Here is an 11,920-nt window from a genome sequence, read left to right on the forward strand (position 1 = left end):
CAGGTACAACAATGTTAGACAAACTACGTTATTTACAGGCTTTCATGTGTGAAAAAATAAGCTATGTACACTGGCTAAGGGAGTTAGCACTAAGGTGATGAATTTGCTTTGCTGTAGGATTATTCTGTCTATTTTTAGGTCGTACATAAGTGCGATTCAACGATTCTGCATCAGACCTAATTATTTTGTGGACTGAATAGCTTTTAAATGCTCCTCAACAATTTCTTGGTGTAGCCACTGAGGAGTAAGAATTTGTACATTAGATCCGTACTGTAATATACGTTGACGAAACCAGAATAAACAATCCTCATTGGTTTCAATTTCAACATAATTTTGTTCCACATTTCGATTAATTACTGTTTCATTGTGACGGCGAGGCTTATACTTAGATAGGCTCCCAATCATTCGATATTGGACTTTTAGGGTGGGAAAGCTCGATAAAAGCCAATGAATATTTGAAGATGGATTCACTGAAAGAATTCGATCAATCCGGAACAGGACATTTTGCTCGATATTTGGGCGTTTTTGAATGCGTTGAGTCAAGATGTCTGGCACATAGGCAAAGAGATACAGACTGCCATTATGTAATCGCAATTCGGAGCGATCTAAATCCCATAAGGCTTCCTTACCTAAGCTGTTGCGGTAACGGATGGTAAAACGGCAGGCTGTTTCTAGACGTTTTTGTAAGTTGGTGATGATCTCCTTGGTTTTGATGTCGCTGTAATCTACTGGGGGGTTGAAATCTGCTCGGAGATGCCTTGGGCGATCGCCTTCTGTGAGAGGACAAATATCTTGAAGTTGACTAGCTTGTTGAGAAAAACCCATTTGTTCAAGGAGATGGGTTGCTAAATAAAGAGCTTGACGCTGATCTGCGGAGAGAATAACGGGAAAATTTGACTTCTTGAGGACATAGGGACGATGGGGCGCACTCTCAATCTCAAAGCCACAATCCCGCAGTTTTCGGATAGTACGAGTCAGCTTTTGGGCAACATCATCGGCAGGTTGCTGATGCTGTTCTAGAAAAAGTTCTAATTGCTCTGTGAGATTTTTGCGATAACAAGGCTCTTTTGCCAAGGCTTTGAGGACTTCAATGGCAAAGGTTAAGGAATTGTATTGAAATTTCATACTAGTCTTCAAACAAATATTATCTATTTTAGACTACAACTTTAATTTGAGAGGGTTTAAAATTATGTCATTGCCCAAAGTAGGTGCTATGAAAGTTCAAGTTAAGCCTCTCTATGCCAAGCTCAATGAGGGTTTAGGTCAATGCCCGTTAGGTTGTCAGTCGGTTTGTACGGTTAGGGAGCAAGCTCCTGAAATGCAACCTCCCGATGGCTGTAGTTGTCCTCTTTATGACCACCAAGCCCAAACCTATGCTCTTACAACCGCAGGTGATACAGATATTATCTTTAACCGTGTGGCGACAGGTGGCGGTAAATCTTTGGGAGCAACACTGCCTGCTTTGCTCCCTAAAGTTCATCCAGATTTTCGAGTGATGGGACTCTATCCAACGATTGAGTTAGTAGAGGATCAGTACCGACAGCAGCAGCAATATCATCAGATGTTTGGTCTGAATGCAGAAAAACGAGTTGATCGCCTTTATGGTGCAGAGTTAGCCCGACGGATTAGCGAAAAAGATAGTAATCGGTTTCAAGAATTATTGAAATCTATTGAACAAAAACCTGTCATTCAGACAAATCCAGATATTTTTCACTACATTACTCATTTTCGGTATCGAGATAATGCTCGCAGTCAATCTGAATTACCAATGGTCATGGCTAAGTTTCCTGATCTATGGGTTTTTGATGAATTTCATATTTTTGGAGAACATCAAATGGCAGCGGCGTTGAATAGTTTGTTATTGATTCGTCATGCAACCCAAAGTAAGCGCAAGTTTTTGTTTACTTCTGCGACACCGAAAACAAGTTTTGTAGAGAGCTTAAAAAATAGTGGATTTAAGATTGCAGAGATTCAGGGTGAATATAGCGATCGCCCCCAGCAAGGGTATCGACAAATCTTACAGAATATTAATCTAGAATTTGTTCATTTAAAAGATACTGATACAGAAAGTTGGCTATTAGCACAATCTCAAAACCTGCGAGATCTATTACATCAAGAAAAAAATGGTCGGGGCTTAATTATTGTTAATTCCGTCGCTGCGGCAGGTCATTTGTGTCGAAATCTATCAAAAATATTACCTGATGTGGAAGTTAGAGAAATTAGCGGTAGATGCGATCGCCAAGAACGTCAGCAAACCCAAACTTATTTGCAGAAGTCAGAAAAATCTGTCCTAGTCGTTGCAACATCGGCAGTGGATGTAGGTGTTGATTTTAAAATTCATGTACTCATTTGTGAAAGTAGTGATTCCGCAACGGTTATTCAAAGATTAGGGCGTTTAGGTCGTCATGGAGGCTTTCAACAGTATCAAGCTTATGTCTTAATTCCATCCCAAACCCAATGGGTAATAGCTAGTCTTAAAGAGGAATTAGAAGAGGACTCTTCAATTGATAGATTGGAATTAAGCACAGTCATTGAAACAGCATTTAATGCACCACAGGAATTTAAACAGTATCAAAAAATATGGGGAGAATTACAAGCACAGGGAATGTTATACCAAATGGTTTATGGCGGTTCTAGAAGTGAGTCTAAAGATAATTTAGCTGTTACTCAAGATTTGCGCGATCGCATGATTGAAAGTCTAGAAAAAATTTATCAAAAACAAATTAATGGTTTTGGTAGATGGTGGGGTTTAAGTAATGACGCTGTAGGTAAAGCTACTCAAGAGGAATTGCTCCGATTTAGAGGGGGATCTTCTTTACAGTCAGGGATTTGGGATGGCGATCGCTTGTATTCCTATGACCTTTTAAAAGTTTTAACCTATGCCACTGTTGAAGTCATTGACCGAGAAATATTTCTCGAAGCAGCTCAAAAATTGAACCATGGAATAGAAGAATTTCCCGAACAATACCTAACTGGATATTTCAAAATTACTAAATGGCTCGATCAGCGTCTTAATTTTTCCCTTTTTTCTACCCATAGTCATCTTGCTAGCTGTCAACTTATGCTATTAGACCGACTCCAATTAAAAGGACATATCCAACCAGAATTGAGTCGTTGTTTGGGTCGTAGGAAATATCTTGCCTATCTTGTTCCAATCAATCGCAATAATCCTTCTAGCCATTGGGATATTAGTCGCAAATTACGCCTTAGCCCTCTTTTTGGGTTATATCGTCTGACGGATAGTGGCGGGAATGCTTACGGTTGTGCGTTTAACCATGATGCTTTATTGCTTGAAGCTTTGAAGTGGCGGTTAGGGGATTTTTGTAAACAAGCCACCAGTCAATCTTTAATTTTTTAAGGGACTAACAATTATGACAACACTTCTTCAAACTTTGCTGATTCGTACTTTGTCAGAACAAAAAGACTATATTCTTTTGGAATATTTTCAAACTATTTTACCTGCCCTTGAAGAACATTTTGGTAATACTTCAGGCTTAGGTGGTTCATTTATTTCCCATCAAAAACATTTTGGGACACAGGGATATGACACAGAAAAAGCCAAGAAAATGGCTCAAGGTTTTGCAAAAAAAGGAGATCAAACATTAGCGGCTCATATTCTCAATGCGTTACTAACAACATGGAATGTGATGCAAGAATTAGAATTTCCTCTGAATGATATTGAGCGACGCTTACTTTGTTTAGGAATTACTCTCCATGATTACGATAAGCATTGCCATGCTCAAGATATGGCAGCTCCTGAGCCTGATAATATACAGGAAATCATTAATATATGTCTCGAATTAGGTAAGCGATTGAACTTCGATGAGTTTTGGGCAGACTGGCGTGATTATATTGCTGAAATTTCCTATCTTGCACAAAACACTCATGGTAAACAACATACAAATTTAATTTCAAGTAATTGGTCAAATGCAGGTTATCCCTTCACGATTAAGGAACGAAAATTAGATCATCCTCTGCGACATTTACTTACTTTTGGTGATGTGGCAGTTCACTTAAGCAGTCCCCATGATTTGGTAAGTTCTACTATGGGCGATCGCCTGCGTGATTTGTTAAATCGGTTAGGCATTGAAAAAAGATTCGTCTACCACCATTTGCGAGATACAACAGGCATTTTGAGTAATGCGATCCATAATGTCATCCTCAGAACAGTTCAGAAATTAGATTGGAAGCCTCTACTTTTCTTTGCCCAAGGTGTAATTTATTTTGCGCCTCAAGATACTGAAATTCCTGAACGAAATGAAATTAAACAGATAGTTTGGCAGGGCATTAGTCAAGAATTAGGCAAAAAAATGTCTGCTGGTGATGTAGGTTTTAAACGGGATGGGAAAGGCTTAAAGGTTTCTCCCCAAACCTCTGAGTTATTAGCCGCAGCGGATATCGTGCGAATTTTACCTCAGGTTATTTCCGTTAAAGTCAACAATGCGAAAAGTCCAGCCACGCCTAAACGTCTTGAAAAATTAGAATTGGGTGATGCAGAACGTGAAAAACTCTATGAGGTTGCAGATTTGCGGTGCGATCGCCTTGCGGAATTACTTGGTCTTGTACAAAAAGAAATTTTTCTGCTACCTGAACCTTTTATCGAGTGGGTCTTAAAAGATTTGGAGCTAACTTCTGTGATTATGCCGGAGGAAACCCAAGTGCAATCCGGTGGGGTGAATTATGGCTGGTATCGGGTTGCAGCCCATTATGTCGCTAATCATGCGACTTGGGATCTAGAGGAATTCCAAGAATTTTTACAAGGGTTTGGCGATCGCCTTGCGACATGGGCAGAGGAAGAAGGCTATTTTGCAGAACATCAAAGCCCAACACGCCAAATTTTTGAAGATTACCTTGACCGTTATCTAGAAATTCAAGGCTGGGAAAGCGACCATCAAGCTTTTATTCAAGAGTTAGAAAATTACGTTAATGCCAAAACAAAAAAATCCAAACAACCAATTTGTTCTCTAAGTTCTGGTGAGTTTCCTTCAGAGGATCAAATGGATTCAGTTGTGCTGTTTAAACCCCAGCAATACAGTAATAAAAACCCTTTAGGAGGTGGGCAAATCAAGCGTGGTATTTCAAAAATTTGGTCACTGGAAATGCTCTTACGTCAGGCTTTTTGGTCTGTTCCTTCCGGTAAATTTGAGGATCAACAACCTATTTTTATCTATCTCTATCCTGCCTATGTCTATGCGCCTCAAGTAGTAGAAGCAATTCGGGAACTAGTGTATGGTATCGCTTCAGTTAATCTTTGGGATGTTCGTAAGCATTGGGTCAACAACAAGATGGATCTTACTAGTCTTAAGTCTTTGCCTTGGCTTAATGAGGAAGTTGAAGCAGGAACAAATGCTCAACTGAAATACACAAAAGAAGATTTACCTTTTCTTGCCACCGTCTACACCACAACCAGAGAAAAAACGGATACCGATGCTTGGGTGAAACCCGCATTTCTTGCCTTACTTCTGCCCTATTTGTTGGGAGTTAAGGCGATCGCCACCCGAAGCATGGTTCCTCTTTATCGGAGTGATCAAGATTTTCGAGAATCAATTCATCTCGATGGAGTCGCGGGTTTTTGGAGCTTATTGGGTATCCCGACAGATTTACGAGTCGAAGATATTACCCCAGCTCTGAATAAACTTTTGGCGATTTATACCTTACACCTTGCCGCCCGTAGTAGTCCTCCTAAAGCGAGGTGGCAGGATCTGCCCAAAACTGTACAGGAGGTAATGACCGATGTTCTAAATGTATTCGCCCTTGCTGAACAGGGATTGCGACGTGAAAAACGCGATCGCCCCTATGAATCAGAAGTGACTGAATATTGGCAATTTGCTGAACTTTTTTCCCAAGGAAATATTGTTATGACCGAAAAATTGAAACTGACTAAACGTTTGGTTGAGGAATATCGCAGGTTTTATCAAGTGGAACTATCAAAAAAGCCCTCCACTCATGCCATTTTATTGCCTCTTTCTAAGGCATTAGAGCAAATTTTGTCTGTTCCCGATGACTGGGATGAGGAGGAATTAATTTTGCAAGGCTCTGGTCAACTCCAAGCCGCACTAGATCGCCAAGAGGTTTATACCCGACCCATTATTAAAGATAAATCGGTTGCCTATGAAACACGTCAATTGCAGGAACTAGAGGCAATTCAAATCTTTATGACCACTTGTGTAAGGGATCTATTTGGGGAAATGTGCAAAGGCGATCGCGCTATCCTCCAAGAACAACGTAATCGTATCAAGTCCGGTGCAGAATTTGCCTATCGTTTACTAGCTCTAGAAGCACAACAAAACCAAAACTAACTTCAGATATCAGACATCAGTGTTCAGATATCAATTCTCTTCATTATTTCTAGGAATTTTTCATTATGTTAGATAGTCTCAAGTCTCAATTTCAGCCTTCTTTTCCTCGCCTTGCATCCGGTCACTATGTTCATTTTCTGATGTTGCGCCACTCTCAATCTTTTCCGGTGTTTCAAACGGATGGAGTTTTGAATACAACCCGAACCCAAGCCGGACTATTGGAAAAGACAGATCAACTCAGTCGTTTGGTGATGTTTAAGCGAAAACAAACCACTCCAGAACGTTTAGCAGGTCGTGAACTTCTGCGTAATTTAGGTTTGACAAGTGCCGATAAAAGCGCGAAAAACCTTTGTGAATATAACGGGGAAGGTTCCTGTAAACAATGTCCTGATTGTATTCTCTATGGTTTTGCAATCGGGGATAGTGGCTCAGAACGTTCAAAAGTCTATTCTGATTCTGCTTTTTCCCTAGGAGCTTACGAACAATCCCATCGTAGTTTTACATTTAATGCACCCTTTGAAGGGGGAACAATGAGCGAAGCTGGGGTAATGCGGAGTGCGATTAATGAACTCGACCACATTTTGCCAGAAGTTACTTTTCCCACGGTCGAGTCATTGCGAGATGCAACCTATGAAGGGTTTATCTATGTATTAGGTAATCTACTCCGCACAAAACGTTATGGGGCGCAGGAATCTCGTACAGGTACGATGAAAAACCATTTGGTTGGGATTGTTTTTGCTGACGGAGAAATTTTTAGTAATCTGCATTTAACCCAAGCTCTTTATGACCAGATGGGAGGGGAATTGAATAAACCGATTTCTGAACTTTGCGAGACAGCTGCAACCGTTGCCCAAGATCTTTTAAATAAAGAGCCAGTCCGTAAATCTGAGTTAATTTTTGGTGCACATTTGGACACATTACTCCAAGAAGTGAATGACATTTACCAAAATGATGCCGAGCTAACAAAGTTGCTGGGTTCTCTGTATCAACAAACCCAAGATTATGCGACAGAGTTTGGTGCTTTATCTGGTGGTAAGAAGAAGGCAAAGTCTTAGGTTGTTGAATGTTTGTTGAGGGTTATGGCTAGTACTTGATGGCGTAAGTTCATCAATTATTTAGAGGTTTTAAGATATCAGATATCAATAACTGGGTAATGAATTTATGCCAAGCTCTACTAGTGCGTAGCTCTCTTTTTTTTTCTTTTTAGGTAAACTTATGACAAAAATTTATCGCTGTAAATTAACTCTCCATGACAATGTTTTTTTTGCCAGTCGAGAGATGGGAATTCTCTATGAAACAGAAAAGTATTTCCATAATTGGGCATTAAGTTATGCTTTTTTTAAAGGAACAATTATTCCCCATCCTTATGGCTTAGTCGGACAGAATGCCCAAACACCTGCTTATTTAGACCGAGATCGTGAGCAAAATTTACTCCACCTTAATGATTCAGGAATTTATGTTTTTCCTGCTCAACCTATCCATTGGTCTTATCAAATTAATACCTTTAAAGCTGCTCAATCTGCCTATTATGGTCGTTCTGTTCAATTTGGTGGGAAAGGTGCAACCAAAAACTATCCGATTAACTATGGTCGTGCCAAAGAATTAGCAGTAGGTAGTGAGTTTCTGACTTATATCGTGAGTCAAAAAGAGCTAGATCTTCCAGTATGGATTCGTTTAGGAAAATGGTCTTCTAAAATTCGGGTTGAAGTGGAGGCGATCGCCCCTGATCAGATCAAAACTGCATCCGGAGTCTATGTCTGCAATCATCCCCTGAATCCTCTGGATTGCCCAGCAAATCAACAAATTTTGCTCTATAACCGGGTTGTTATGCCCCCATCGAGTTTATTTAGCCAATCTCAATTACAGGGTGATTATTGGCAGATTGATCGTAATACGTTTTTGCCTCAAGGATTTCACTATGGAGCAACGACGGCGATCGCCCAAGATTCACCGCAATTATCACTATTAGATACTAATTAATCATGTTTGATGATCGCTACAGTTTGTATTCCGTTGTTATTGAATTAGGCGCAGCAAAAAAAGGGTTTCCTACAGGTATTTTAGGCAGAGCTTTACATTCGCAGGTGTTGGAGTGGCTTAAAATCGGTGAACCTTCCCTTGCTGAAGAATTACACCAAAGCCAAATTTCTCCATTTTCTATTTCTCCACTAATTGGTAAACGTCGTTCTAAATTGACAGAGGAAGGCGATCGCTTCTTTTTTCGTATCAGCCTCTTAAATGGATCTTTATTACAGCCCTTATTAAAAGGCTTAGAACAACAGGATAAACAAATAGTAATGTTAGATAAGTTCGCATTTCGTCTCTGCCATATTCATATTTTACCCGGTAGTCATTCCCTTGCTCGTGCGAGTAGTTATGCTTTAACTACTCAAGCTCCAACATCTTCTAAAATCACTTTAAAATTTCATAGTGCAACAAGTTTTAAGATTGATCGCAATACAATTCAACCTTTTCCATTAGGTGATTCTGTTTTTAATAGTTTACTGAGACGCTGGAATCATTTTGCACCAGAAGAATTGTATTTTCCCTCTGTATCTTGGCAAATTCCTGTTGCGGCTTTTGAACTTAAAACCTATAGTGTTCAACTCAAAAAATCAGAAATTGGTTCTGAAGGGTGGGTAACTTACTTATTTCCTGATCAAGAACAAGCAAAAATAGCATCTGTATTGTCGCAATTTGCTTTTTTTGCTGGAGTTGGACGTAAAACATCAATGGGTATGGGACAGGTTTCAGTTAACAATCATGGATGATTATTTACCTTTAGCTTACTTAAATGCCTGGGAATACTGCCACCGTCGTTTTTACCTGGAATACGTTCTGGGGGAAATGGAAATTAATGAGCATATTATCAGGGGTAATCATCTTCATCGTAATATCAATGAAGCTGGAACTTCTGTAGATGGTGACACAAGAATTCACCGTCAACAATGGGTGTGGAGCGATCGCCTAAAAGTTAAAGGGATTATTGATGCAGTGGAAGAAAGTGATGGCTTATTAATTCCTGTGGAATACAAAAAAGGCAAAATGGGGAAACATTTAAATGATCATTTTCAATTGTGTGCGGCGGCCCTTTGCTTGGAGGAAAAAACTGGAAAGTCAATTACCTATGGTGAAATTTTCTACTACGGCAATCGACGACGACAGCCAGTGGAGTTTACCCAGGCTTTACGTAATATGACGGAACAAGCAATTATTGCGGCTCATTTAGCTTGTAATGGCCCAATGCCCCGACCCATAGCCAATACAAAAAAATGTGCTGATTGCAGTTTAGAAAGGCTATGTCTCCCGAAAGAATTAAAAAAACTTACTAAATAATCACTAATCATGTCTACACTTTACTTGACTCAACCTGATGCGGTTTTAAGCAAAAAACATGAGGCGTTCCATGTGGCCCTCAAACAAGAGGATGGTAGCTGGAAAAAACAGCCGATCCCAGCCCAAACCCTAGAAGATATTGTTTTATTGGGTTATCCCAGCATAACAGGGGAGGCATTGGGTTATGCTCTAGAACTAGGTTTGCCCGTCCATTATTTGACCCAATTTGGGAAGTATGTTGGCTCGGCTTTACCAAGTGAGTCCCGCAATGGTCAGTTACGATTAGCCCAGTTTCGAGCCCATGAAGACCCGATTCAGCGGCTAGATATTGTCAAGGCTTTTGTGAAGGGAAAAGTTCACAATCAATATAATTTACTTTATCGCCGGGGCCAGGTGGATAATCCGTTGAAGGGTAGGGGAAAATTAGTGATGCGACAACAAACCCTGGAACAGGTGAGGGGTATTGAAGGGTTAGCGGCCCGGGAATATTTTGCCAGTTGGCAGGAAATGTTAGGGCATGAATGGACATTTACGGGGCGGTTTCGTCGTCCCCCCACTGACCCGGTAAATGCCTTGCTCAGTTTTGGTTATGGGCTATTACGGACTCAGGTGACAGCGGCTGTACATATTGCAGGGCTTGATCCATACATTGGCTTTCTCCATGAGACAACCCGGGGACAACCGGCGATGATACTAGATTTGATGGAAGAGTTTCGTGCTTTGGTGGCGGATAGTGTGGTGTTAACAGTGTTGAAGCAACGGGAAATCCAAAGACAAGATTTTACGGAAAGTTTGGGAGCTTTTCGCTTAACAGATAGCGCCACTAAAACTTTTTTGGGGGCTTTTGATCGAAAGTTATCGAGTGAGTTCAAGCATCCGATTTTTAACTATAAGTGTACCTACCGGAGGGCGATTGAGTTACAGGCCCGTTTGTTGGCAAGACATTTACAGGAGGGAGTGGTTTATGAGCCACTGGTTATCAGATAACAGTTATCAGTTGTGTTTTGACGACTAAAAAATGCTTTATTTGATTATTTATGATGTCCCGGCTACAAAGGCGGGTAATAAACGACGAACTCGTTTGTTTGATCTCTTATCGGGCTATGGCAAATGGCGACAGTTCAGTGTGTTTGAGTGTTTTTTGTCAGTCAAGCAGTTTGCTAAGTTACAAACGGCGATGGAGAAGTTGATTAAACTTGATGAGGATGCAGTTTGTATTTATGTGTTGGATGAAAATACGGTGCAACGCACGATTACCTACGGGACTCCCCAACCAGAAAAACCTGGTAGTATTATTATCTAAGAAGTCATTCTTCAAATTTTGGCATACCTATAGCGAGGGCCTTTTCCCTGGGGGGGTTGCCAAATTGCTTCTGAACCTTGAAAAATCAATACTTTCACGCATTCAGACTGCGTACTATTTTGAAGGTCTGGCTGATTTTGGAAAGATATTCTGGAAGGTTTGCCAAAGTCTGCTTTCCTCCACTTTCCCCGTAAGGGGTCGGAGGGGGCGGTCTTTCCTTCTACTAATCCCGGCGATCGGGACTGAAACGATTGTTGTGCCCCTGGCGGTCGCTTTCAATGCCTCTTTCCTTCTACTAATCCCGGCGATCGGGACTGAAACTAATCCTAATTAGGTTTGAGTTAGTATCTAGTGCCATCTTTCCTTCTACTAATCCCGGCGATCGGGACTGAAACACAGATTTTGCTTCAGCTAGTACCAAAGGCTAGCTTTCCTTCTACTAATCCCGGCGATCGGGACTGAAACTCGTAACTACCTTCTAAGTCTGTAGCGATGAATGTGGCTTTCCTTCTACTAATCCCGGCGATCGGGACTGAAACCAAAATATAGGGAAGAATTTTAGAAAGAACCTCAGAACTTTCCTTCTACTAATCCCGGCGATCGGGACTGAAACAACTAAGGCATCCCATAGCATTCCGCTACGATCTATCAGCTTTCCTTCTACTAATCCCGGCGATCGGGACTGAAACTAATAATTGCTGATTAATCGTGGTGGTGGTGGTGGCTTTCCTTCTACTAATCCCGGCGATCGGGACTGAAACGATATATGGCTAAATATTGCTCAAAAGATTTTAATACTTTCCTTCTACTAATCCCGGCGATCGGGACTGAAACATTAGATTGGTCGTGTTTTGATTAACGGTGCTAGCCTTTCCTTCTACTAATCCCGGCGATCGGGACTGAAACTTGCCATCCCAGGCAACATAGCAAGCATGGAGGTGCTTTCCTTCTACTAATCCCGGCGATCGGGACTGAAACTTGC

At 40.9% G+C, this 11,920-nt stretch carries 9 protein-coding genes and 1 CRISPR repeat array; of the genes, 8 read left to right on the plus strand and 1 reads right to left on the minus strand.

Features of this window, described 5'->3' with window-relative positions:
- Nucleotides 1-180: 180 nt before the first annotated feature.
- Nucleotides 181-1,125 (minus strand): WYL domain-containing protein, encoded by a 945-nt coding sequence (locus tag H6G46_RS17720; RefSeq protein WP_011153678.1) that lies wholly within the window; start codon nt 1,123-1,125, stop codon nt 181-183.
- Nucleotides 1,126-1,213: 88 nt separating this feature from the next.
- On the opposite strand from H6G46_RS17720, the gene cas3 reads away from it, so the two are divergent.
- From cas3 to cas2, 8 genes are all read left to right on the plus strand, one after another.
- On the plus strand, nt 1,214-3,358 hold the full coding sequence (gene cas3, locus H6G46_RS17725) for a type I-D CRISPR-associated helicase Cas3' (protein ID WP_041428276.1): 2,145 nt from the start codon (nt 1,214-1,216) through the stop codon (nt 3,356-3,358).
- A 13-nt stretch (nt 3,359-3,371) separates the two neighbouring features.
- The gene (cas10d, locus tag H6G46_RS17730; protein WP_011153680.1) at nt 3,372-6,299 is read left to right on the plus strand and encodes a type I-D CRISPR-associated protein Cas10d/Csc3; all 2,928 of its coding nucleotides are present in this window, start codon (nt 3,372-3,374) and stop codon (nt 6,297-6,299) included.
- A gap of 65 nt (nt 6,300-6,364) precedes the next feature.
- Nucleotides 6,365-7,354 (plus strand): type I-D CRISPR-associated protein Cas7/Csc2, encoded by a 990-nt coding sequence (gene cas7d, locus H6G46_RS17735; protein WP_011153681.1) that lies wholly within the window; start codon nt 6,365-6,367, stop codon nt 7,352-7,354.
- Nucleotides 7,355-7,514: 160 nt separating this feature from the next.
- Entirely contained in the window at nt 7,515-8,279 is a 765-nt protein-coding gene (gene cas5d, locus H6G46_RS17740) for a type I-D CRISPR-associated protein Cas5/Csc1 (RefSeq protein WP_011153682.1), read from the plus strand.
- Nucleotides 8,280-8,281: 2 nt separating this feature from the next.
- Nucleotides 8,282-9,070, plus strand: a complete 789-nt coding sequence (gene cas6, locus H6G46_RS17745; protein ID WP_011153683.1) for a CRISPR-associated endoribonuclease Cas6 — start codon at nt 8,282-8,284, stop codon at nt 9,068-9,070.
- On the plus strand, nt 9,063-9,635 hold the full coding sequence (gene cas4 / locus H6G46_RS17750) for a CRISPR-associated protein Cas4 (protein WP_011153684.1): 573 nt from the start codon (nt 9,063-9,065) through the stop codon (nt 9,633-9,635). Before cas6 ends, cas4 begins: the two co-directional genes overlap by 8 nt.
- A gap of 9 nt (nt 9,636-9,644) precedes the next feature.
- Nucleotides 9,645-10,622 carry a type I-D CRISPR-associated endonuclease Cas1d gene (gene cas1d / locus H6G46_RS17755; RefSeq protein ID WP_011153685.1) on the plus strand — a complete coding sequence of 326 codons (978 nt, stop codon included), beginning with the start codon at nt 9,645-9,647 and terminating at the stop codon, nt 10,620-10,622.
- Between the two features lie 31 nt (nt 10,623-10,653).
- Nucleotides 10,654-10,938 carry a CRISPR-associated endonuclease Cas2 gene (gene cas2 / locus H6G46_RS17760; RefSeq protein ID WP_011153686.1) on the plus strand — a complete coding sequence of 95 codons (285 nt, stop codon included), beginning with the start codon at nt 10,654-10,656 and terminating at the stop codon, nt 10,936-10,938.
- 212 nt (nt 10,939-11,150) lie between these two features.
- A CRISPR array of direct repeats spans nt 11,151-11,916; the repeat unit is 37 nt; unit sequence CTTTCCTTCTACTAATCCCGGCGATCGGGACTGAAAC.
- Nucleotides 11,917-11,920 lie beyond the last annotated feature (4 nt).

It is taken from the genome of Synechocystis sp. FACHB-908, assembly GCF_014698595.1.
Lineage (GTDB): Bacteria > Cyanobacteriota > Cyanobacteriia > Cyanobacteriales > Microcystaceae > Synechocystis.

Coding starts and splice junctions, on each gene's coding strand:
- cas5d (WP_011153682.1), top strand. CDS start 7,515: ATGACAAAAATTTATCGCTGTAAATTAACTCTCCATGACAATGTTTTT.
- cas1d (WP_011153685.1), top strand. CDS start 9,645: ATGTCTACACTTTACTTGACTCAACCTGATGCGGTTTTAAGCAAAAAA.
- H6G46_RS17720 (WP_011153678.1), bottom strand. CDS start 1,125: ATGAAATTTCAATACAATTCCTTAACCTTTGCCATTGAAGTCCTCAAA.
- cas7d (WP_011153681.1), top strand. CDS start 6,365: ATGTTAGATAGTCTCAAGTCTCAATTTCAGCCTTCTTTTCCTCGCCTT.
- cas6 (WP_011153683.1), top strand. CDS start 8,282: ATGTTTGATGATCGCTACAGTTTGTATTCCGTTGTTATTGAATTAGGC.
- cas10d (WP_011153680.1), top strand. CDS start 3,372: ATGACAACACTTCTTCAAACTTTGCTGATTCGTACTTTGTCAGAACAA.
- cas4 (WP_011153684.1), top strand. CDS start 9,063: ATGGATGATTATTTACCTTTAGCTTACTTAAATGCCTGGGAATACTGC.
- cas2 (WP_011153686.1), top strand. CDS start 10,654: ATGCTTTATTTGATTATTTATGATGTCCCGGCTACAAAGGCGGGTAAT.
- cas3 (WP_041428276.1), top strand. CDS start 1,214: ATGAAAGTTCAAGTTAAGCCTCTCTATGCCAAGCTCAATGAGGGTTTA.